Raw genomic sequence first — 21,978 nt, 5'->3', positions numbered from 1 at the left:
GGATGTGTTAATTTGATCTTAATAATGGATTTTGGTGGCCAGTATAGCCAACTCATAGGAAGAAGAGTTAGAGAGGCAAGTGTTTATTGCGAAATAGTTCCATATAATTATCCTATTGAAAAGATAAAAGAAAAAAATCCTGAAGGGATTATTTTCTCTGGTGGTCCAGCTAGTGTATATGGAGAGGATTCTCCTAAATGTGATAGTGAAGTATTCAATTTAGGAATTCCTATTTTGGGAATATGCTATGGTAGCCAGCTAATGGCTCAAGTATTGGACGGAAAAGTATCTAGAGCTACTACCAGAGAATACGGAAAGACACAAGTAAATGTAGACAATAGTAGCTTATTGTTCAGTGGAATGGATAATAGTATTACTGCTTGGATGAGCCATACAGATTTTATAGAAAAGGCTCCAGAAGGGTTCAAAGTAGTAGGAAATACTCCTATATGTCCCGTAGCAGCTATGGAAAGTTCAGATAAGAAGCTCTATGGAGTTCAATTTCATCCAGAAGTTGAGCATACGAAAAATGGGAGAGATATCATAAAAAACTTCTTATTTAAGATATGTAATTGCAATGCAAATTGGAATATGGAGGATTTTATCAATAAGACTGTTGCTGAAATCAAAGAAGAAATTAGAGATGGAAAAGCAATTTGTGCTCTTTCAGGTGGAGTAGATTCATCTGTAGCGGCAGTTCTTGTACATGAAGCTATAGGGGACAGTTTGACTTGTGTATTTGTAGATCATGGTTTACTTAGAAAAGATGAAGCAAAACAAGTAGTAAAAGTATTTAGAGAAGAATTTCATATGAATCTTATAGCAGTAGATGCAAGAGAAAGATTTTTAAACAAATTAAAAGGTGTAGAAGATCCTGAAAGAAAGAGAAAAATTATTGGAGAAGAATTTATAAGAGTATTTGAAGAAGAACAAGGAAAACTTGAAGGGATAGATTATCTAGTTCAAGGAACTATTTATCCAGATGTAGTGGAAAGTGGAGTAGGTAAATCTTCAGTTATAAAAAGTCATCACAATGTAGGTGGACTACCAGAAGATGTGAACTTTAAACTTGTAGAACCTTTAAGACAATTGTTTAAAGACGAAGTAAGAGAAGTAGGAAGAAAATTGGGACTTTCAGAAGAAGTAGTAGAAAGGCAACCATTCCCAGGCCCGGGTCTTGCTATAAGAGTATTGGGAGAAGTAAATGAAGATAAACTTAAAATTGTAAGAGAAGCAGATTATATTTTTAGAGATGAAATCAAAAAAGCAGGGCTAGACAGAGAAATCTGGCAATACTTTGCCCTACTACCTAATATAAGAAGTGTAGGAGTAATGGGAGACGAAAGAACCTATTCCTATACAGTAGGACTTAGAGCTGTAACAAGTATAGACGGAATGACAGCCGATTGGGCAAGAATTCCACTAGACGTACTAGAAAAGATTTCAAACAGAATAGTAAATGAAGTAGAACATGTAAACAGAGTAGTATACGATATAACAAGCAAACCACCTGCTACGATTGAGTGGGAGTAGTACTGTAGGTTACTACCCCTGTCAGGGTTGGCGAGACTTATAGCGCCCAAAGGGAGCTATAAGTCCGCAACCTACGGCTGGAGTAAGTGGAGCAATCTTTAAATTATAAATTATAAATTAAAACCTTATAATGGCTAGAAATAGCTGTTATAAGGTTTGCTTTATGTGGGATAGTTCTAAAATGGTTTTATTTGCAAATTTAATTTTACAAGACAAAAATAGAGTAATATGTAAACAACATATTATAAAATTTCAATTCCCTCGAATTCGAGGGAATTGAATTCAGGATTATGTAATGATTCCCAAAGTCCTAAGAATTCAAGGGTGTTTCGATTTCTTAACCAATTTGCTATTACCGCTGAAAGCTCATCACTTTATGGAATATTCATACTGGTAAAAGTCTATTATGAAAAGGAAATAGAAATACCAGAAGATTTAAAAGAAGAAAATTTGTAACTTGTAATTTGTAACCACGATACAACCAAGTTAAATCAAAACAAAGAATAGCAGATCATGGAGAAGTTTTTATAAATAAACATTGATATAATTATATACATAAGCATGAAATCATTTGAAATATACATTTCAATATAAATTCTATTTTGCTTATAATGAAATTTTGAAAGGGGTGGTACTTTATTACTGTATTTTACCAGGATGTAGGAATGGTGATTTAGGTACAAGTTTTTTCAATATGGTTAAAGAAATTGAAGTTTCAAAAGGAGCTAAATACTTCGAACTTAATGTATCTAATAAAAAAATATGAACTTTTGGTTAAAACAAGGGTTTAACTTTAATGGCATAGATGATTATGGTTCAGTAAAATTAACGACTAAAAAAGATGATATTTCACTAATTAATGTAGATGAAAATAATTGGACTGAATTAACTTCATTAAAATTATCGGAAGAGTAGTTGAAATATGTTGCTAGTCCTATAGGGATTCTAGCAAGAGGATATATCTATAGAAATTATAATGCTAGGGTCTTTGGAATTCAAAAAAGAAAAAAGGATTACAGGAATGCTGATGGTTCGTGATATAAATGAAGAACCTGAATGCTATGAACTTCAGCAATTTTTAATAGATATCAAGTATCAAAATAAAGGCTATGGGTATAAAGTCTTAAAATTAATTTTGGATTACCTTTATGTAGAGAGAAGGTATGATAATGTAGAAGTTTGTGTGAAAAAGGAGGATGTTAAAGCTATTAAACTTTATAAAAAAGTTGGTTTTATAGATACTGGATATATTGACCCAAATGTAGAGGATGCTTATAATTTAGTATTTTGTTTTAAGGATTTAGATGTTAAAATTCAGACAAATAGAGAATCTGTAAAGATATAGAAAAAGCTAACGCAAAATAATTTTTTAGTCTTTAAATATAGAAATAGAGATACAATCCCTTTAGTGATAAGATATATAATTAGAAAGAGATTTTATATAAATTTTGATAATATAATTTTGGAGGGGAGCATAATCATGGAGAAACATTTTACAGTTTCCATATTTATAGTACATAAAGATAAAGTTTTATTACATTTACATAAAAAGGCTAAAAAGATACTTCCTTTAGGTGGACATATTGAATTGAATGAATTGCCAGAAGAGGCATGTATTCGTGAAGCACAAGAAGAAGCGGGTTTAAAAATAAATCTATACAATCCAATAAATAACCAACTCAAAAATTCATGCGAATTGGTAGGAGAGAAATTGTTAATAAATCCTATGCATACGATTTTCGGTGAAGTAAATCCAGAACATTATCATATAGACTTTGTCTTTTATGCTACTGCAAAATCTTTTGATACAATGCCAGAAGATGGGGAATCCAATTTACTCAAATGGTATAATAAAGAAGATTTGAAAAATGCATGTGGCATTCAGCATAATATTTTGACAATGGCTAATGAAGTGTTAGAGTTATTAGGTGAAAGATAGATTTTTGAATTATTGCACATAATTTATAAGTTGAATCTTAGCTGTAGGATATATTTCGATCCTTATTCCGATTAAATCAGCAATCATAAGGAAATCCTCAATTTTAGTCCGAACCAGCTTGTGGGGAACGTGCTATAATAATAAGACTTTTCGAGAGAAATTTATATTAGGCGGTGTTAGTGATGAATACAACAGATTATATATTTGATCCAGATAATCCTTGGATTTGTCAAGAGTTTATTCTTTATAGAAAAGACTTTGATAAAAAAATAAATGAATTTATATTAAATGAAAATGTATTTGATATAGGTTTAATCAAGGACTATTGCATACTATTGGATAATGCTTTTAGTTTTCAAGTTCCATTTAATAATTTGGATGACACTATAGAATATATGCATGATTTAAGTGCAAAACGTTACTTTATTGATTCCTTCAAATCTTTTTGGAAAGAAAACGAACTTGTAGGGTTTTATTGGCTTAACGGAAATATTGTAGATAAACTAGTAGTTAAACCTAATTATCAGCGATTAGGATATGGTACATACTTATTAACCCATGCTTTTAAAAGTATTTTTTCAAATAATGACTACGAATATGCATCTCTATTGTGCATGCTACAAAATAAAAATGGGTTGGCATTTTATCGAAAATACGGATTAGTAGACGGTATAGTGGAATAGTTACATTATGAGCAAACCCTTGTAGAGAGCCAAAATAGCAAAAGCGAATAAAATCTAAATAATAAAAATTTATAAAGGCAAAAAAGACAGGAGAAATTATGGATGAATTAAATCGATAAGATGATACTTCTTGAGCAAAATTTATTTGTATAAATATATTTTGATATATTTGAGTAGGTTTTGTAGAACGGACTGAATAACAATATGTTGATTGACAAGAATTATGAAATAGCATATAATGTAATTACAAATAGAAGCATAGTTTTTCAACAAAATGTGTATACTATGCTTGTAACGAAAGTTACACTACTATGGTAATCTATAGTGCCTGGGCTGACAGGTTAATAATCTGATAGACAGACTGGACGAATGAGCCAGTGCGTTGGTGGGCAACAGAAAGACCCAATAGACTAACCGAACGAATGAGTCGGTGCGTAGGCAGACTACAGAAAAATCAGCCACTAAAGGAGAGTAGATAACGCTGCGGTGTTATTACTCTCCTTTTAAATTTATAGGTGATAGTGGGGTAAGGAACATGGAAGTAATAAAAGACAAGAAAGAATATTTACGAATTATAGTACAAGCTGCTGCATTATATAAAGAAAATTTGTTAAATAAAAACATGTTAATAATTTATGAGAAACAGAAAAAACAGTATTTTTATTTAGATATACTATTCTTAAAAAGACAATTTTTGCATTTAACAGGAGTTGAGACTAATAATAATATATCAAGTAAGGATTTCTTTGAGAAATGTATAAATAGAAAATTAACTGTGGAAGATTTTGGGGTTGAAGATACTTGGACAACCACTAAAAAAATGAATGTTATTATACCAACTATGAGTATTTATAAAAATGCTAAAATGGTGGGTGATTTTCAATCAAATAGTACTTGTGGTAAATTGTATACAGAAAAAATAGTAGGCAATGAACGAGGATGTTTGGGTTTTAAATTAGATGAAAAGAGCAATTATATGATTCCAAATACTCTCTTACAAGAAGATATAAGGGATATAACAACTAAAAGTAATAAATTAATGGCTATTTATATGAAAGATGTTAAGGACCCTCTATATAATCACATGTGTTATTTAGCTAAAGGTATTGAGTTAGAAGAATGTTGTTGGAATAAGGAGATAGAAGAAAAGATAGCAGATAAAGAAAATTTAATTATTGATTTTAAAAGAGCAGAATTAGTGTAGTCTCTAAATTCATAATTTTAATTAGTAACCATGGTACTAAAATGTTTCTAGAAACTCCAAAATTCACAACAAATATCAATAAATCAAATAGTTAATGAAAATTGAAAAAGGACAAGGTATATGATTTGGATTGAAATACTAATCGTGTATTTGTGAAGGGGGACTTAAAAATAAAAAAGGTATTTTTATCTATTATTGTACTGGTGGCTTGTGTTGTATTAGCTCCTAAGATGGCAATAAGTCAAACAGGGAACAATAGGCATATTCCCATACTCATGTATCATCATATTGTGGAGGAAGGAGAAAAAACAGATAAAATTAGAGTGACCAAGGAAAGATTTAAAGGGGATATGGAGTATTTAATAAAAAAAGGGTATACGACTATATCCTTCAAAGAATTAATAAAATACAAGGAAGGCAAGGGAAAACTACCTAAAAAGCCTATTATAATAACTTTTGATGATGGTTATAAGGATAATTATGAATACGCTTATCCAATATTAAAAGAAAATAATATGAAAGCTGCTATATTTGTAATAGGCTCAAGGATTGGGAAAACAAATTTTAATAATGACCCAAAATACAATTATTTTTCTTGGGATGAAGCAAAAGAAATGTATAATAGCGGACTTATTGAAATACAGCCCCATTCTTACAATCTCCACTATTACAAAGAAAGTAAAAGCCATGGAAATGGAGTATTGAAAAGAAAAAGAGAAGACAAAAGTGCTTATTATGCTAGGATCAAAAAAGATGGAATACAAGTTATACAGATTATAAAGGATAAATTAGGCTCTGAGTCTTATGTTTATGCTTATCCCTATGGAAAATATAATAGAGTTACAGAAAAGATACTAAAAGAACTAAATATTAAAGTTACCCTTACCACAAGAAATAGATATGCAAATATATCAAAAGATTTATATGGTCTTAAGAGGATAAATGTAACATCCTATAAAAAACTAGAAGATTTATTATATTAAAAAGTATGCAAGTGAAATTATAAACATTGAAAAATAGAGATTATATTTGTAAGTATTATATTATATCTAGAAGATATGGGAAAGATATGATATAATTTAACTAAGAATATGGAAGGGGTGTACAGATGAATATATTTCTTGCTAAATAATGAATTAAATAAGCACAACTATTTTCTTTGCTTTGAGCAATGCCTATTTTGTTGTGCCCATTTTAGCGAGAAATCTCTTTCAATATACTTATTTAACAAAGATAATTATAGTATTTTTTGTAATATTAGTTGAGAGTTTTCTATTCTCAACTTTTTTGTTTTTAAATACAGATTCTCGCTAAAAATCAAATTATGAAAGGAGAATCTTATATGGCAGAGATGTAGTTGCAAAATATTTAGAGAGTAAGAAGGGATTTATACTTGTATCCCATGATAGGGAATTTATCAATAGTATAGTAGACCGTATATTAACTATAGAGAAGAGCAAGATAGTTCTCCAGAAGGGAACTTACGATACTTGGGAGCAAAACAAGAACTTAGAAGACAAATATGAATTAGAACAAAATCAAAAGCTCAGAAAAGAAATTAGAAGGTTGAAACAGTCGGCAAGGGAAAAGTCTACTTGGTCTGACAAGGTAGTTTTGAAATTGCAAAGGGAATTACTATTTCCTATGTTCCACAGAAATTCAATTATGTTAATGGAAATATAAATGAATTTGTTAATGAAGAGCAATTAGACAAAACAAAATTTTTGACTGTTTTGAGAAAGCTAGGTTTTTCAAGGAATCAGTTTGAAATTTCTATTGAGAATTTTAGTATGGGACAAAAGAAAAAGATATTCTTGGCTAAGTCCATATGTGAAGAAGCACATTTATTTATATGGGATGAACGGCTTAATTATATTGATGTAATCTCCAGAATTCAGATAGAGAATATGATTTTGGAATACTCACCAACAATGATTTTAGTAGAACATGACAGAAGATTTATTGAAAAAGTAGCCACTGATATTATAGAATTATCAAAATGACCCCATACACTACCGATATGCTTTTATTTTTTCTAAAAGTGTATTGCAATTTTATCGAAATTGTTATATTGTATATTAGAAATCAAATTGTAAGGGGGGTACAAAATGAAAAGAGCAATTGCTTTATTATTAATAGTAGTTTTAGCTATTTCAATTGTTGGTTGTACATCTAAGAAAGAGGAAGTCATTAGAATGGGATTTGTTCCTATGAAAGATGGAGATTCATTAATAGAATCTGTAGAACCATTGACAGAAATGTTATCTAAGGAACTAGGTGTTAAAGTAGAAGGATTTACTGCTACAAATTATGTAGGAGTAGTAGAAGGATTAGGCTCAGGTCAAGTTGATTTTGGTTTTATTCCACCATTTGCTTATGTATTAGCAAATGAGGAAAGCAATGCAGAAGTTATATTAACAGCATTAAACAAATCAGGAGAGGCAAAATATCGTTCACAATTTCTAGTAAGAAAGGATAGCGATATAACCAGTTTTTCAGATATAAAGGGTAAAAAAGTAGCTTTTGTAGACCCATCTTCAACATCTGGATATTTATTTCCAGGAGCACATTTGATAAAAGAAGGAATAAATATAGAAAAAGATATAGAATATGTATATGCTGGAGGACATGACAAGGCATTGCAATTGCTATTAAATGGTGACGTAGATGTGGCAACTACTTTTGTAGATGCAAGAGACAGATATAAGGAAGATTTTCCGGAAGCTATGGAAAAAACTGAAGTATTAGGCTACACTGATTATATCCCAAATATATCTGTAACTGTTAAAGGAGACATGGAAGAAGAGCTTAAAGACAAGATAAAAGTTGCATTATTAAACATTGCAAAAACTGAAGAAGGTTCAGAACTTTTAAAGACTTTATTCAATATGTATGGATTTGAAGAGGCAACAGATTCAGATTACGATATCATAAGAACTACAGCAAAGACGATGAATATTGACTTAAAAGAAGCCGAATAGGAGTGAGTGCAATGCTTAAAATAGAAGATTTAACTGTTTCCTATGATGGCAAAACATTAGCAATAGATAATATAAATACAGAAATTAAACAAGGAGAATTTGTAGGTATAATAGGCTCTTCTGGTAGTGGGAAATCTACTTTGCTGAAGTCTATAAACTTATTAGTTAAACCTCTAAGTGGTAAGGTATACATAGATGATGTAGATATTACAAAGCTAAATAATTCTCAGCTTAGAAATATAAGAAGACAGATAGGATTTGTTTTTCAAGATTATAACTTAATTGAAAAGTCTACTGTCATAGACAATGTGTTAATTGGAAGGCTTGGATACAAGTCTTCCTTAAAGTCTTTTTTTGGATTGTTCAATGATGAAGACTATGAAAGTGCAAGCAATGCATTAAAACAAGTAGGTTTAAGTAAAAAGATGTTTGAAAGGGCAGAAGAGTTAAGTGGAGGACAAAAGCAAAGAGTAGCTATTGCGAAGACTCTTTGTCAGGAACCAAAGATTATTTTAGCAGATGAGCCAGTATCTAGCTTAGACATAGCTACTTCTCAAAGTATAATGGATTATTTTAAGGTTATTAATGATGAGAAAAATATTACTATAATGATTAATCTTCATGATGTAAATTTGGCAAAGAAGTACTGTCATAGGATTATAGCTCTTAAGAATGGTAAAATTCTCTATGATGGGGAAGTGGGTGATTTGAGAGATGAACTCCTTAAAGAATTATATAGCCAAGAATAAAATATATAAAAGCTTATATTTTTTAGGAGCAATTGCTATTTTGATTTTTCTTGGATTTAAGGTGGAATTTGATTTTGTAAAATTACATAAAGGTATACCTAGCATGTTCAATCTTTTCCAGAGAATGCTAAGGCCAAATATATCTTATGGGGTAGAAGCATTTGACAAACTAATTGAAACAATTCAAATTGCTATAGTATCATCTATTTTAGGTGTACTGGTAGCATTGCCTTTTTCTCTTTTAATTGCAGACAATATTGCTCCAAATAGGTATGCATCAGCCATATTAAGCGGAGTATTTTCTTTTCTTAGAACTATACCAAGTTTAATATGGGCAGCGATTTTAGTGAGTATATTTAGTGTAGGAAAATTTTCAGGAATAGTTGCCCTTACTATCATTGCATTTTTGATATCATTAAAATTATTTAGAGAATATATTGAAGGAATTAAAGAAAATCAATTAAATTCAATTAAATCAGTAGGTGCTAATTCTACACAAGTTTTAAGGTATTGTGTTTTACCTCATATATTGGAATTATCTATTTCTGTTTTTTTTATTGTACTTGAGACAAATATCCGCGGTGCAACTATTTTAGGATTAGTAGGTGCTGGAGGAATAGGCCAGATTATGTGGAGAGATTTAAATCATCTTAGATATGACAATTTATCCACATTGATATTGATTTTGTTTTTTACAATTTTGATTATAGATTTACTGAGTTTATTTGTTAGAAAATATCTTATAAAAAAAGCTATAAGATTTAAATCTATTGATAACTATAAAAAATTTCAGGTATTTAAGATTTTTTATATACCTATTTTATTGATAATACTATTTTTATTTGCTTTTAAATCTTTAAATATTACCTATGATAGATTTATATTAGGATTAGGACAGGGCAAAGATGTTATATCGAGAATGATAAGAATAGACCCCACTTGTTTTCCTAAGCTTATAGAGGGAATATTAGAAAGCTTCTTTATAGCTGTATTTGCCACAATAGTGGGGGGATTATTTGCTTTAGTTCTTTCATATCTAACTGCATACAATACCTCACCTAGCAAAGGAGTTTCTATATTTTTAAAGGGAGTTATAAATATTTTAAGGACATTTCCGCCAATTGTGACAGCAATAATATTTTTCAGGGGAGTAGGACCAGGCCCTATGGCTGGAGCTATGGCTCTTAGTATTTATACAACGGGTGTGCTTACCAAAATGTATAGTGAAGTACTGGAAAATGAGGGGAAAAACATACAAGATAGCATAACAACAACAGGAGCAACTAATTTGCAGTCTTATAGACATGGACTACTACCTCATACATTTCCAACATTTATTAGATTGGCATTATACAGATTAGAATCAAATATTAGAAATTCTACTATTCTAGGAGTAATAGGTGCTGGTGGAATAGGTACTACATTAGTTATGAATATAACGTGGAGAAATTGGGGAAAGGTAGGTTTTCTACTTCTTGGTATATCCATAATGATAATAATAATAGATAAATTAAGTCAAATGGCCTCCAACTATTATAGATGATGTAATAATAGATATAGGAGCCTTCCATACAATTATTGCAACAGAATATTTGGAAGTTTAGTTTTAAAAGATATCAAATTGGATTTTGGTGTTATTGATCCGAATGATAGAATTAATGCGCTTATAGGCTTAGATTTTTTGATTCGTTCTAAATCAGCAAATAACTCATTATTAGGTATAACTCCTCGTGTCAAAGGAATGACATCAAAAAATATAAAAGTTCGATGAAACTAAAATTACCATAAAACTAGTTTTCCATCCGACTCCGCCTGTGTATGTGGCGGCTTTTATGTTGCCCAGTATTAAAACAAAATTTAGATTGGAGGTGTTAATATGTCTATTTTGCGTTACAAAATTCTAATTTTTCTTTTAATTTTAGTGTTAGTATCTGGATTTCTTGTAGCTTGCGCTAATATGCCTAACAAGTCTATAGGAGAGAATGATTCTTTTATAGTATATACCAAAGAAGATGGACTATATTTTTCTTATTTAAATAATGGAGAAGAGACTGAAGTTCATGAAGGAAAAGAATTTAGCTATCCCATTATTTCAAAATCTGGAGATTACATAGCCTATACCAATAAAGATAGTCTTTATATATATGATATGAAAGAAAAGAAGTATGAAAAAATAGCAGATAAAATTGTTTCCTATGATTGGACAGATGATAAAACTATAGTGTATGCTACTAATGAACCAGGGTTTACAATGTTTAATGTATTGACCAAAGAAAAAACTAAACATTTAGACGAATACTACTATGATAATTTTAAAGCATCTAATAGAAATATTATTTATGGCATAAAGATAAGCAAATGGACGACGGGAGAAGGAGATTTTGCTGTCAATAATGGTATCATAGAAGTAAATTTAAATGAGTATGATTCAAAAAACAAGACATTTTCAACAAATATAATAATAGAGGGCCGGAAATCCACTGATGAAATGATTGGATATGACCCTGCTATATGGGATGTAACAGAAGATGGAAAGTATATTTATATTATGGAGAAACCTGCTTCAGCTTCATTGAGTGCAGATGGAATAGGCATAGGGATATATGATGTGGAGGAAAAGACACATACAGAGTTTACAGATATAGCAACATTACCTCATAAAAACCATTTATCTATAAATCCAAAGTATAACAATTTAATTGGTCTAATTGAAGGTGGCAATAGGGATATGATTATGAATAAAGAAGTTATCTTAGTAGACATAAATAAGGATAAAACATATAAAACAATTAAATTTATGTATAAGGATTTGGTTGCTATGACTCCAAGTTTTACGCTAGATGGAGAAAAATTATTATATTCAGCAACTAAAAGTTTAGAGGATGTTTGGGAAATGGACTTTAACAAGGCGTATGATGATTGGGAAAATCAACCACACAATATTTACGAAGTAGATATAAAAACTTCAAAGACAAAGAAAATAACAAAAGGGGATTATTTCGATTTCATGCCTATAAGTATATCTAAAGATGAAATATTATTTAGTAGATATAAAGGCAATGGATATTACAGTCTAATAAAGCTAGTTGATGGAAAGGAAGAAATATTAGCAGATAATATTATACTTGACTATCACAATGAAGGCAGTGCCTTTGGGTTTTATGGATATCTAGAGACGGAAAAGAGTATGGATATATTTTGTAGTGCACGTTAAAGGAAAGATATTAGACACAGCTCCTTGGGAACGTGCTATTATAATTAATTAAAAGGAAGCCAGTTGAGATTTAAAGCGGAAATCTTGACTGGTTTTTTTGTTTAGAAATAATTCAATCAATATAATTATAGCTAATATCTATAAACTGCTTTGGAGATTATGTTATATTAGAATAAAACTTGTAATTTATCATTTAAATATATTGTAACGAAAGCATATTTCGGAAGTTATATAAGTGAAGGGAGTGAAAAGGCATGGACTTCGAGGAGATATATTATCTGTATTTTCGGGAGGTGTTTTTATATATAAGGTCTTTATCTGGCGATGAGAATATAGCGGAGGAAGTTACACAAGAAGCATTTTTTAAAGCATTGAAGTCCATTAATAGCTTCGATGGCTCCAAAGATATTCGAGCTTGGTTATTTACAATTGCAAAAAACACTTATTTTTCATATCAAAAGAAAAGAAAGAATAAAATTGGCAATGATTCACTTGATGATATATTTGATACGGGAGTCATTATATCAGAACATCTTGTGAATGAAGAAGATGCCTTTATCATCCATCAGTTTCTTCACACTATGGAAGAACCCTATAAAGAAGTTTTTTTTCTACGAGTGTTTGGCGAATTGCCCTTTGAGAAAATAGGCAAGCTCTTTGGGAAAAGCTCTGGATGGGCAAGGGTGACTTATCACAGAGCAAGAAAGCAAGTTATTGAATATATGGAGGGGATGAACAATGAAAGAGATCAATTGTAATATAATTAAAGATATTTTACCTCTTTATGTTGATGGGGTTGTAAGCGATGATACTAAGGAAATGGTAGAAGAACATTTAGAGCATTGTGAAGAATGTAAAAAAGAAGTTAAGTTAATGAAACAAGAAATATTTATTCCAGCTGAAAAAGAAGCTCCCCTTATTAAGGGCTTCAAAAAAAAGTTGAGAAATAAAAAACTTATTATTTCAGGTTTATCTATTATACTTACAGGTTTAATCCTGTTTGGAGTTTTTTCTTTTAGCTTCCATCACAATAAGGTTGTACCTTATGAGGAATCGTTGATTAAAATTGAAACACAGGACGACGATATGCTTGTTTCTCATTATTATGGAGTAAGTTATTATTCTGTAGCAGCTACGCATCCTATTACGCTCAAAATCGACGGTAAAGAAAAAAATGTTATCTTTTTATATTATACTGAAACATTTGCAAAATCACATACAAGAAAGTTGATTAATCAAGAAGAAACCCGTGATGAACGTAGGTTTATCTTCCCATTGGATAAGAAAGAAAATGTGGACGCAATTTACTATGCAGATTTTGATGCAAGAGAAATTTTTGAAAAGGAAAACAATTGGGATACACTATTAGAAAATGCAGTATTGATATGGGAGAAATAAAATGACAAAAGCGAAAATAATTATTAAATCTATTTTGCCAAGAGGAATTTATTAGGAGACTTTCTGAATCAAAATATAAAGAAAATCTTATTCTTAAGGGTGGATTTTTACTATATTCCATTAGTGGATTTACCACAAGTCCAACAGTTGATGCAGATTATCTTTTAAAGAACTATTCGAATGATTTAGATGTGGGGGAACACCATATGAAAAAGATTCTGTAGCTGTTATTGCAAGGTTAACTAAAGATGTCGAAATGCAAAAAAGATGGGATAATTTTTGTAAGAAAATATTAAGATATGAACTTAATTTTGATCATGTAGTTAACACAATTATTGAGTTTACATCGCAGCCTTATAATGCGATGATTAGGGAAGATGAATTTTTTAAAGTAAAGATAGGAAGTATATTTAATCAAAATATAATAAATAAAGTATAACCCATCGTGTCAAGGTAATGACATCAATGATTTATGTATTTCTTGCTTGGAAAATTATATTTTTAAATAAATTTAATTCTTCCACATTGCTCACCTCAATAAAAACGAGCGTTCTATAATGACAAATATTTCAATATAAAGTATAATATAAATAATAAGAACTTGTGTTTCGAAGGAGGTTGATGATTTTGAAATGGTCAGAAGCAAGAGTAAATCACCCAAATAAATGGTTACTATTTGAGGTCATAGAAGCATATTTTAAGGAAGGACAAAGAGTTATTGAATAACTTTCAGTGATTAATATATTTGATGAGGGTAGGGATGCTCTTAAAGAATACTCTCAAAAACATAAAAAAGACAAAAGTAGAGAAATGTATGTCTATCACACAAACAATAAAGAATTAAAAATAGAAGAGAGAAATTGGATTGGGGTTAGAAAGTATGGTTAAGTTAGATTTTAAATATGGATTTCCGTTTTGTAAAATTACTATTTTTTATAAAGGCAAATCTATGGTATTGGACAATGTACTTATAGATACTGGATCAGGAGGAACTGTTTTTAAAATGGACAAGGTTGATGTGCTAGGCATTACAATAGAGAAAGATGATACTATAGAAACTATTTCCAGAGTTGGTGGAGTAGAGTTTGTATACAAGAAGATTATTGATACAATAAATCTTGGGAACTTAATAATTAATAACTTTACAATTGAAGTGGGAGTTATGGACTATGGTTTTGAAATATATGTAATAATAGGTATGTATTTCTTTAAACTTACAAGAATATAAATGATTATATGGCTAAAGCTGACGAGGTGATCTGTTGAAAAAGTCTTCCTTTGTATATGGGTCAATTTTAATGACTGCAATGAACTTCATCATAGCATTTATTGGATTTAGTTATGATGTTTTGTTGTCAAATTTAATTGGAGCAGAGGCAATGGGACTATTTCAAATGTCAATGTCTGTTCTTATGATATTTATGATTATAACTACTGCTGGAGTTCCTATGGCAGTATCTCAATTAGTTGCACAAGAAAATTCAAAGAATCATAAAGAAAATGTTTACCAAATACTTAAGTTTTCAATTATATTAAATTTCATCCTTTCAATTGTACTTAGCTTTATTCTTGTTTGTTTAAGTAATCCTATCAGTGAGAAAATATTTAAAAATAGAAATATGCTACAGTCTATATATTTTCTCGTTCCAATAATAATTATTATATCTATTAACTCTGTTATAAGAGGATATTATTATGGACTCAAGAAGGTTGGAGTAGCTAGTGTTTCTGAAATTATCAATAATGTATCTAGGTTTTTGATTGTTTTAGGATTCCTCCACTATTCTTATCCTGTAGAACTGGAATTTGGAGTCTTAGTAGCTATATGTGGAATAAGTATTGGTGAGTTTTTCGGATTAATTTGGCTAATACTTGCTTATAAAAGGGAAAATAAAAAATCTTCTTATCCTTGTTATATACAATTAAATTCAATTGATATATTAAATCAAATAATAAAAATAGCAGGACCCTTAACAATCACTGGTTATTAATATTGTTCCTAGTTTATCTGAGCAAATGGCTTTGAAAAACTATAGAAATATGAAAGCGGATATATTGTTTGCTATTAAAATCACCTTAATTATATCTATTCCATTATCTATTCTTTATAGACTTTTCTCTGAACCATTAGCTGTTTTTCTATATAATGATAAAAAAGTAGGAGAATATTTACGAATTCTTAGCTATAGCACTGTATTTATGGCACTACAGCATACTTTCTCTGGCATTCTTCAAGGTCTAAACAAACATACTGCTATAACAATAAATCGATTGATAGGCATGAGTATTCAACTACTTTTAGTATATTTTCTTGTTGGGAACCCTAAATTTGGTATTAATGGTTTCTTTATTGGATTTTATCTTCGAATTTTTGTTATATTTTTGTTAGATTTAGTTACATTGAGAAGTATAGTAAAGTTTCGTTTTCGACATATCAATTGACAGTTATAATTTTTCATGATAGTATCTATTTAGAATTTAATATAGTGACCATTTGGTACAATCTTAATGATTGTTTAAAAGGGAAGTTCGGTTGAATTCCGACACGGTCCCGCCACTGTGATAGATAGAACCTTAAGTTTACCACTGTACTTAAAAGTATGGGAAGGTTTAAGGTTTGTTATTCTTAAGTCAGGAGACCTGCCAATGGGAAAAGCTGTTTATTACTCACGAGGATGGGGAGATGCTATTAAAAGTAGGTTAAGCATATGATTTATTCATATGTATTAAATATGTGTGCTTAATCTGATTATTAATAATGCTCTTTCTATAACAATAGAAAGATTTTTTTCTTTATGTCTACAATCCCGTGGTAATAACTCAGCAAATTTTTGCTGAGTTTTTTCATTTTATACTACAAGAAATGGGAGGGAAAAGTATGAATATTCATGAGTATCAAGCAAAAGAGATATTGAGAAGCTTCTGTATACCAGTACCTAATGGTAGAGTTATTTATGATCCAGAAGATGCTGAGAGAGCTGCTTGGAGAATAGGTACTGATATTGCAGTAGTGAAATCACAAATTCATGCTGGAGGTAGGGGAAAGGCTGGAGGTATAAAAATAGCAAATTCAATAGATGATGTCAAGAAGTATTCTAAAGAGTTAATAGGTAAAATCTTAGTGACACCTCAAACTGGGCCTAAAGGAAAGAAAGTAAAGGCTGTTTTGATTGAAGAAGGTTGCGATATTTTTAAAGAATACTACTTAGCTTTTGTTTTAGATAGAGAAAAGTCAAAGATAACTCTTATAGCTTCTGAAGAAGGTGGAACTGATATTGAAGAAATATCAAAAGAAAAGCCTGATATGATATTTACAGAATCTATTGATCCATTACTTGGAGTATTAGAATTCCAAGCTAAGAGGATAGGCCTTAATATCAATATTCCACAGGAGTTGATAAATCAATTTGTAGAGGTTGTTATGAATTTATATAAATGTTTTGTAGATAAAGATTGTACACTGCTAGAAATAAATCCTTTAGTAGTAACGGAAGATAAACAATTGTTAGCTTTAGATGCAAAAATGAACTTTGATGAAAATGGTCTATATAGAAATAGAGATATATGTAATTATAGGGATTTAAGTGAAGAAAATGAAAAAGAGATAGAAGCATCAAAGTATGGATTGTCATATATATCTTTGGACGGCAATATTGGATGTGTAGTTAATGGAGCAGGATTGGCAATGGCTACAATGGATACTATCAAGTATTATGGGGGAGAACCAGCAAACTTTTTAGATGTTGGAGGAGGAGCAACAGAAGAAAATGTAACCAATGCATTTAAAATAATAATATCTGATTCCAGAGTTAAGGGGATTTTTGTCAATATATTTGGCGGAATAATGAAATGTGATGTTATTGCCAAGGGAATTGTAAATGCAACTAAAGAGTTGGCATTAAATATTCCACTTGTAATTAGATTGGAAGGAACAAATATGGATTTAGGTATGGAAATAATAAAGGATTCAAAACTTAATATATTTACTGCTAAAGATATGGATGAGGGAACTAAGAAGATAATTAGTTTAGTTCAATAATTTTGTGGGGGTGGTATAAGAATGAGTATTTGGGTTGATGAATCTACTAGGGTAATAGTTCAAGGTATAACAGGAAATACAGCTTCTTATCATACAAAACAAATGATTGAATATGGTACGAATATAGTTGCTGGTGTAAGTCCTTTTAAAGGAAATACAAAAGTGGAAGGCATAAATGTGTTTGACACTGTAAAACAAGCTGCCTACGAAACTAAAGCAAATGCATCTATTATATATGTTCCTGCAAAATTTGCTGCAGATGCAATTTTAGAGGCAGTTGACGCAGAACTAGAATTAGTAATTTGTATAACAGAGCATATTCCAATCAAGGATATGCTAATTGTAAAGAATTATTTGGAAGGTAAAAAAACTAGATTGATTGGGCCGAATTGCCCTGGTATAATAACACCAGGAGAATGTAAGATTGGTATTATGCCTGGATATATTCATAAGAAAGGAAGAATAGGGGTAGTATCTCGCTCTGGAACCTTAACATATGAAGCAGTTCGTCAATTAACTGAAAGAGGGATAGGGCAATCTACAGTAGTAGGAATTGGAGGAGATCCTATTATAGGAACAGATTTCATTGATGTATTGAAAGCGTTTAATGATGATGACAATACTGATGGAGTTGTTATGATAGGAGAAATAGGAGGAAATGCAGAAGAAAAGGCTTCCCTATGGATTAAGGAAAATATGAAAAAACCTGTAGTAGGATTTATTGGTGGCAAGACTGCACCTAAAGGAAAGAGAATGGGACATGCAGGCGCTATTATTTCTTCAGGAAAAGGTACTGCTGAACAAAAGATAAAGACAATGAGTGATTGTGGAATATATATTTCAGAAACTCCTACAGCTATTGGAGATACTTTAGTGAAAGCACTTAAAACTAATGATTTATTTAAACAGTGTATTTAGTTTAATAATATTAGGGGGATGAGTATGGGAGAATCTACAGCAAAGAAGAATAAGAAAATTAAATTTCCTGGTATGAGGGTTGTTAAAACAGTTCTTGCAGTATATATATGTTTTTTATTGAGCTTTATCAGGAAAACATCCCCTTTTTATTCAGCTATAGCTTCAATATTATGTATGCAAAACAATCATGAAAATAGTTTTAAAACCGGAAAATCTAGAATGATTGGAACACTAATTGGAGGTATGTATGGATTTATTGCTATAGTGGGGATTAATTATTTTAATATTGAGTTATTCAACTATCTACACTATTTAATTTTAAGCTTATTTTTGATTCCTATTATATATACAAATGTACTATGTAAATCTGCAAGTTCATCGTATATTAGCTGTGTGGTATTTTTAAGTATTACAGTGTCTCATGGTGGGGATACATCTCCATTATTATTTGCATTAAATAGGGTAATTGATACCTTGATAGGAATTATAGTCTCCCTTTTTATAAATAAAATAATTTAGCATTATGCGCCGGTAAGGAGTTTTACTGGCGCATTTGCAAATAGATTGTCATATGTTATAATTTTTATATAGATAAAATATTGCGGGGGTGGCAACTTGGTACAGCAATATACCAAAGAAATGATTCGTGAGGTATTCATCAAGAAGTTAAATGAGCATCCACTTAACAAAATTACAGTTAAGGATATTGTTAGAGAATGTGGAATCAATAGAAATACTTTTTATTATTACTACACAGATATATATGCACTTCTATCGGAAATTTTTCAAACAGAACTTCAGACAGTTATTGATGAATATAATGATACACTTTCCTGGGAAGAAAGCTTTCTTGTGGCTACTAAGTTTGCTTTAGAAAACAGAACAGCTATTTATCATATATATAATTCCATGCAGAGAGAAGAATTAGAGAATTATATATATAATGTGTCAGGCACTGTCATGATTCGATATGTAGAAAAAGTAAGCAAAGGTATTTCAGCTACTCAAGAAGATAAAAAACTGATTGCCTCATTTTATCAAGGTGCTCTCACTGAAATGTTATTACGTTGGGTTGCTTCTGGAATGAAGGAAGATCCTAATATTGTCATTAGACGAATAGGTCAGCTCTTCGATGGAAATATTGCTCTGTCTCTTGAACGAAGTGTTAATTTAAAAGATTAGACAAAATAACTGGGATGTTCAAAGTTTGAACATCCCAGTTATTTTGTCTAATGAAAAACATATGAAATAGCGATATTATAAGATTAAACAAATTTTATATATAGCAGGGTTCATAAAATTAAAGCAGAAATTATATTTATAATGCTATGTGGGCATACTAATGGTAGAGTCAACATAAAAGAACTTTGGGCATAATAGTCAGATTTATGAGACTATTAAAAAATAAGAAAGAGGGAGATAAAATGAAATTAAAGACACATGATGAAAGACTTACACTTACAAATGGGAATTATCATTCCTTGGTAAATGCAAGAAAGCCTGAGGGGATTGATGACAAGAAGGCGTATTTAATTGGTACTGGAATTGGTGCTTTAGCTGCTGGATGTTTTTTGATTCGTGATGCTCACATGGATGGCAGCAAGATTACTTTTTTAGAGCAATTAGATATTCCTGGAGGATCTTTGGACGGTCAAGTTCGCCAAAATGCAGGTTATGTGGCACGTGGTGGACGTGAACAGGGACATCATTTTGAGGTTTTATGGGATTTATTTAGTTCCTTACCATCTACAGAAGATCCAAATATGACTGTGTTAGATCATTTTTATTATACAAACCATGATGATCCAAACTTTAGCAATTGCCGTATTACTCACAATCAAGGCGAACGCTATGACAATGGCAAATTTAATTTGGGTCAAGACTTGGCAAAAGAATTAGCTGCTTTTACAATGATGACAGATGAAGAACTTCAAGATAAAGCTATTGAAGATATTTTTTCCGAGGAACTTTTAAACACTGATTTCTGGACAATATGGAGAACAATGTTTGCTTTTGAGAATTGGCATAGTGCTTTAGAGATGAAATTATATATGAATCGTTTCATCCATCATGTTGATGGCTTACCAACTCTTTCAGCTTTGCAATTCTCACGTCATGATCAATACACTTCATTTGTAAAACCTATGGTTAAATATTTGGAAGACCATGGTGCTAAATTTGAATATGGAGTTACTGTTGATAATGTTGAATTCTCAATTTCAGATAATAAAAAAGTTGCAAATAAGATAATTGCAAGGGATAAAAATGGAAATGATATTTCTATTGATTTAACAGAAAATGATTTGGTATTCATTACTAATGGTTCTATGACTGAAGGTTCTGGATATGGTGATGACAATACTCCAGCTCCATTTAACAAAGAAGCAAAAGGATGTTGGACTTTGTGGAAGAATATAGCAGCTCAGTGTGATGAGTTTGGGCATCCAGATAAATTCTGTACAGATCCAGAAAAGTCTAATTGGGAGTCTTGTACAGTAACTTGTCATGATGAACGTGTTCCTGAATATATTGAAAAGATTACAAAACGTTCTCCATATACTGGGCGCACTGTAACAGGTGGTATAGTTACAGCAGTTGATTCTTCTTGGTTGATGAGTTGGACCATAAATCGTCAAGAACAATACTATGGTCAACCTGAAAAAGATGTTGTTGTTTGGGTATATGGTTTGTTCACTGATGTTCCTGGTGACTATATTAAGAAATCTATGAGAGATTGTACTGGCAAGGAAATTACAAAAGAATGGTTATATCATATAGGAGTTCCTATAGATAAAATAGAAGAATTAGCAGAAAGCTGTACTGCAGTTCCCGTTATGATGCCATTTATTACATCTCAATTTATGCCTCGTGAATTTGGAGATCGTCCTTATGTTGTACCAAAGAATGCAGTAAATTTTGCTTTCCTTGGACAATATGCTGAAACATTGGATGATCCAGGACGTGATACTGTATTTACTATTGAATACTCAGGACGTACAGCTATGGAAGCAGTATATGTATTGACTGGAGTTGAAAAAGGAGTTCCTGAGGTATACAATTCGAGATATGATATCCGTTATTTGCTAAATGCAGGTGTATGTTTATTAGATGGAGAAAAACCGGAAGTTGATTTGCCACCACTAGTTAAACGTAAAATTGAAAAACAAGTAGCTGGAACAGAAATTGAAAAAATGTTGAAAGAATATAAAATTATTTAATGCTTTCTAGAATTAAATAATATGATTAAAATCCCGAATTTAAAAAAGTCGGGATTTTAATTTATATTCACACATGATACATTTAAAATATAATAGAACACT

24 protein-coding genes, 1 pseudogene and 1 riboswitch are annotated in these 21,978 nt (G+C 30.7%); of the genes and pseudogenes, 24 read left to right on the top strand and 1 reads right to left on the bottom strand.

Features of this window, described 5'->3' with window-relative positions; genetic code table 11:
• Nucleotides 1-24: 24 nt before the first annotated feature.
• Nucleotides 25-1,533, top strand: a complete 1,509-nt coding sequence (gene guaA / locus BUA21_RS00590; protein WP_072742915.1) for a glutamine-hydrolyzing GMP synthase — start codon at nucleotides 25-27, stop codon at nucleotides 1,531-1,533.
• 251 nt (nucleotides 1,534-1,784) lie between these two features.
• On the opposite strand, the pseudogene BUA21_RS15015 reads toward guaA, so the two are convergent.
• Nucleotides 1,785-1,895: pseudogene (locus tag BUA21_RS15015) on the bottom strand (KilA-N domain-containing protein); the annotation flags it as partial.
• 400 nt (nucleotides 1,896-2,295) lie between these two features.
• Here BUA21_RS15015 and BUA21_RS14610 point away from each other — a divergent pair.
• The 23 genes from BUA21_RS14610 to BUA21_RS00470 all read left to right on the top strand — a co-directional run bounded on the left by BUA21_RS14610 (nucleotide 2,296) and on the right by BUA21_RS00470 (nucleotide 21,876).
• Entirely contained in the window at nucleotides 2,296-2,448 is a 153-nt protein-coding gene (locus BUA21_RS14610; protein ID WP_158281609.1) for a hypothetical protein, read from the top strand.
• Between the two features lie 73 nt (nucleotides 2,449-2,521).
• Entirely contained in the window at nucleotides 2,522-2,878 is a 357-nt protein-coding gene (locus BUA21_RS00575; RefSeq protein ID WP_159429081.1) for a GNAT family N-acetyltransferase, read from the top strand.
• Between the two features lie 135 nt (nucleotides 2,879-3,013).
• On the top strand, nucleotides 3,014-3,472 hold the full coding sequence (locus BUA21_RS00570) for an NUDIX hydrolase (protein ID WP_072742590.1): 459 nt from the start codon (nucleotides 3,014-3,016) through the stop codon (nucleotides 3,470-3,472).
• 182 nt (nucleotides 3,473-3,654) lie between these two features.
• On the top strand, nucleotides 3,655-4,155 hold the full coding sequence (locus BUA21_RS00565) for a GNAT family N-acetyltransferase (protein ID WP_072742589.1): 501 nt from the start codon (nucleotides 3,655-3,657) through the stop codon (nucleotides 4,153-4,155).
• A 535-nt stretch (nucleotides 4,156-4,690) separates the two neighbouring features.
• A complete protein-coding gene (locus BUA21_RS00560; protein WP_072742588.1) occupies nucleotides 4,691-5,359 on the top strand; it encodes a PBECR4 domain-containing protein in 669 nt (222 codons plus the stop codon).
• A gap of 152 nt (nucleotides 5,360-5,511) precedes the next feature.
• The gene (locus tag BUA21_RS00555) at nucleotides 5,512-6,342 is read left to right on the top strand and encodes a polysaccharide deacetylase family protein (protein WP_072742587.1); all 831 of its coding nucleotides are present in this window, start codon (nucleotides 5,512-5,514) and stop codon (nucleotides 6,340-6,342) included.
• A gap of 636 nt (nucleotides 6,343-6,978) precedes the next feature.
• Entirely contained in the window at nucleotides 6,979-7,362 is a 384-nt protein-coding gene (locus tag BUA21_RS00550; protein ID WP_084604076.1) for an ATP-binding cassette domain-containing protein, read from the top strand.
• A 105-nt stretch (nucleotides 7,363-7,467) separates the two neighbouring features.
• On the top strand, nucleotides 7,468-8,340 hold the full coding sequence (locus BUA21_RS00545; RefSeq protein WP_072742585.1) for a phosphate/phosphite/phosphonate ABC transporter substrate-binding protein: 873 nt from the start codon (nucleotides 7,468-7,470) through the stop codon (nucleotides 8,338-8,340).
• Nucleotides 8,341-8,351: 11 nt separating this feature from the next.
• Nucleotides 8,352-9,089, top strand: coding sequence for a phosphonate ABC transporter ATP-binding protein (phnC, locus tag BUA21_RS00540; protein ID WP_072742584.1), 738 nt, complete (start codon nucleotides 8,352-8,354; stop codon nucleotides 9,087-9,089).
• Complete coding sequence (gene phnE / locus BUA21_RS00535; protein ID WP_072742583.1) at nucleotides 9,055-10,632, top strand: phosphonate ABC transporter, permease protein PhnE; 1,578 nt, start codon at nucleotides 9,055-9,057, stop codon at nucleotides 10,630-10,632. Before phnC ends, phnE begins: the two co-directional genes overlap by 35 nt.
• A 333-nt stretch (nucleotides 10,633-10,965) precedes the next feature.
• Entirely contained in the window at nucleotides 10,966-12,303 is a 1,338-nt protein-coding gene (locus BUA21_RS00530; RefSeq protein ID WP_072742582.1) for a TolB-like translocation protein, read from the top strand.
• 254 nt (nucleotides 12,304-12,557) lie between these two features.
• Nucleotides 12,558-13,061: an RNA polymerase sigma factor gene (locus tag BUA21_RS00525; protein ID WP_072742581.1), complete on the top strand. Its 504-nt coding sequence runs from the start codon at nucleotides 12,558-12,560 to the stop codon at nucleotides 13,059-13,061.
• Complete coding sequence (locus BUA21_RS00520) at nucleotides 13,042-13,701, top strand: zf-HC2 domain-containing protein (RefSeq protein WP_072742580.1); 660 nt, start codon at nucleotides 13,042-13,044, stop codon at nucleotides 13,699-13,701. The genes BUA21_RS00525 and BUA21_RS00520 overlap by 20 nt, the downstream gene beginning before the upstream one ends.
• Nucleotides 13,702-13,957: 256 nt before the next feature.
• Complete coding sequence (locus BUA21_RS15010; RefSeq protein ID WP_072742579.1) at nucleotides 13,958-14,140, top strand: hypothetical protein; 183 nt, start codon at nucleotides 13,958-13,960, stop codon at nucleotides 14,138-14,140.
• 293 nt (nucleotides 14,141-14,433) lie between these two features.
• Complete coding sequence (locus BUA21_RS14835) at nucleotides 14,434-14,589, top strand: hypothetical protein (RefSeq protein ID WP_200796484.1); 156 nt, start codon at nucleotides 14,434-14,436, stop codon at nucleotides 14,587-14,589.
• Nucleotides 14,582-14,929, top strand: a complete 348-nt coding sequence (locus tag BUA21_RS00505) for a retropepsin-like aspartic protease (RefSeq protein WP_072742578.1) — start codon at nucleotides 14,582-14,584, stop codon at nucleotides 14,927-14,929. Before BUA21_RS14835 ends, BUA21_RS00505 begins: the two co-directional genes overlap by 8 nt.
• A gap of 34 nt (nucleotides 14,930-14,963) precedes the next feature.
• The gene (locus tag BUA21_RS00500) at nucleotides 14,964-15,692 is read left to right on the top strand and encodes an oligosaccharide flippase family protein (protein WP_072742577.1); all 729 of its coding nucleotides are present in this window, start codon (nucleotides 14,964-14,966) and stop codon (nucleotides 15,690-15,692) included.
• A gap of 31 nt (nucleotides 15,693-15,723) precedes the next feature.
• Nucleotides 15,724-16,143: an MATE family efflux transporter gene (locus tag BUA21_RS00495; RefSeq protein ID WP_159429080.1), complete on the top strand. Its 420-nt coding sequence runs from the start codon at nucleotides 15,724-15,726 to the stop codon at nucleotides 16,141-16,143.
• A gap of 36 nt (nucleotides 16,144-16,179) precedes the next feature.
• Nucleotides 16,180-16,363: riboswitch (cobalamin riboswitch) on the top strand.
• Between the two features lie 216 nt (nucleotides 16,364-16,579).
• A complete protein-coding gene (sucC, locus tag BUA21_RS00490) occupies nucleotides 16,580-17,740 on the top strand; it encodes an ADP-forming succinate--CoA ligase subunit beta (protein ID WP_072742575.1) in 1,161 nt (386 codons plus the stop codon).
• Nucleotides 17,741-17,761: 21 nt separating this feature from the next.
• On the top strand, nucleotides 17,762-18,658 hold the full coding sequence (sucD, locus tag BUA21_RS00485; RefSeq protein WP_072742574.1) for a succinate--CoA ligase subunit alpha: 897 nt from the start codon (nucleotides 17,762-17,764) through the stop codon (nucleotides 18,656-18,658).
• Between the two features lie 24 nt (nucleotides 18,659-18,682).
• Nucleotides 18,683-19,177, top strand: coding sequence for an FUSC family protein (locus BUA21_RS00480; protein ID WP_072742573.1), 495 nt, complete (start codon nucleotides 18,683-18,685; stop codon nucleotides 19,175-19,177).
• A gap of 120 nt (nucleotides 19,178-19,297) precedes the next feature.
• Nucleotides 19,298-19,840 (top strand): TetR-like C-terminal domain-containing protein, encoded by a 543-nt coding sequence (locus BUA21_RS00475; protein ID WP_199228916.1) that lies wholly within the window; start codon nucleotides 19,298-19,300, stop codon nucleotides 19,838-19,840.
• 242 nt (nucleotides 19,841-20,082) lie between these two features.
• Entirely contained in the window at nucleotides 20,083-21,876 is a 1,794-nt protein-coding gene (locus BUA21_RS00470; RefSeq protein WP_072742571.1) for an oleate hydratase, read from the top strand.
• The last annotated feature ends 102 nt before the right edge of the window (nucleotides 21,877-21,978 follow it).

The organism is Sporanaerobacter acetigenes DSM 13106 (assembly GCF_900130025.1).
Classification (GTDB): Bacteria; Bacillota; Clostridia; order Tissierellales; family Sporanaerobacteraceae; genus Sporanaerobacter; species Sporanaerobacter acetigenes.
The sequence above is the reverse complement of the archived record's forward strand: the minus strand, read 5'-3'. Positions and strand labels throughout refer to the sequence as shown.

What these genes read in the sequence shown, in the direction of transcription:
- guaA (WP_072742915.1), top strand. Translation starts at nt 25, where the DNA reads ATGGATTTTGGTGGCCAGTATAGCCAACTCATAGGAAGAAGAGTTAGA.
- BUA21_RS14610 (WP_158281609.1), top strand. Translation starts at nt 2,296, where the DNA reads ATGAACTTTTGGTTAAAACAAGGGTTTAACTTTAATGGCATAGATGAT.
- BUA21_RS00570 (WP_072742590.1), top strand. Translation starts at nt 3,014, where the DNA reads ATGGAGAAACATTTTACAGTTTCCATATTTATAGTACATAAAGATAAA.
- BUA21_RS00565 (WP_072742589.1), top strand. Translation starts at nt 3,655, where the DNA reads ATGAATACAACAGATTATATATTTGATCCAGATAATCCTTGGATTTGT.
- BUA21_RS00560 (WP_072742588.1), top strand. Translation starts at nt 4,691, where the DNA reads ATGGAAGTAATAAAAGACAAGAAAGAATATTTACGAATTATAGTACAA.
- BUA21_RS00545 (WP_072742585.1), top strand. Translation starts at nt 7,468, where the DNA reads ATGAAAAGAGCAATTGCTTTATTATTAATAGTAGTTTTAGCTATTTCA.
- phnC (WP_072742584.1), top strand. Translation starts at nt 8,352, where the DNA reads ATGCTTAAAATAGAAGATTTAACTGTTTCCTATGATGGCAAAACATTA.
- phnE (WP_072742583.1), top strand. Translation starts at nt 9,055, where the DNA reads ATGAACTCCTTAAAGAATTATATAGCCAAGAATAAAATATATAAAAGC.
- BUA21_RS00530 (WP_072742582.1), top strand. Translation starts at nt 10,966, where the DNA reads ATGTCTATTTTGCGTTACAAAATTCTAATTTTTCTTTTAATTTTAGTG.
- BUA21_RS00525 (WP_072742581.1), top strand. Translation starts at nt 12,558, where the DNA reads ATGGACTTCGAGGAGATATATTATCTGTATTTTCGGGAGGTGTTTTTA.
- BUA21_RS00520 (WP_072742580.1), top strand. Translation starts at nt 13,042, where the DNA reads ATGAAAGAGATCAATTGTAATATAATTAAAGATATTTTACCTCTTTAT.
- BUA21_RS15010 (WP_072742579.1), top strand. Translation starts at nt 13,958, where the DNA reads ATGCAAAAAAGATGGGATAATTTTTGTAAGAAAATATTAAGATATGAA.
- BUA21_RS00505 (WP_072742578.1), top strand. Translation starts at nt 14,582, where the DNA reads ATGGTTAAGTTAGATTTTAAATATGGATTTCCGTTTTGTAAAATTACT.
- sucC (WP_072742575.1), top strand. Translation starts at nt 16,580, where the DNA reads ATGAATATTCATGAGTATCAAGCAAAAGAGATATTGAGAAGCTTCTGT.
- sucD (WP_072742574.1), top strand. Translation starts at nt 17,762, where the DNA reads ATGAGTATTTGGGTTGATGAATCTACTAGGGTAATAGTTCAAGGTATA.
- BUA21_RS00480 (WP_072742573.1), top strand. Translation starts at nt 18,683, where the DNA reads ATGGGAGAATCTACAGCAAAGAAGAATAAGAAAATTAAATTTCCTGGT.
- BUA21_RS00475 (WP_199228916.1), top strand. Translation starts at nt 19,298, where the DNA reads ATGATTCGTGAGGTATTCATCAAGAAGTTAAATGAGCATCCACTTAAC.
- BUA21_RS00470 (WP_072742571.1), top strand. Translation starts at nt 20,083, where the DNA reads ATGAAATTAAAGACACATGATGAAAGACTTACACTTACAAATGGGAAT.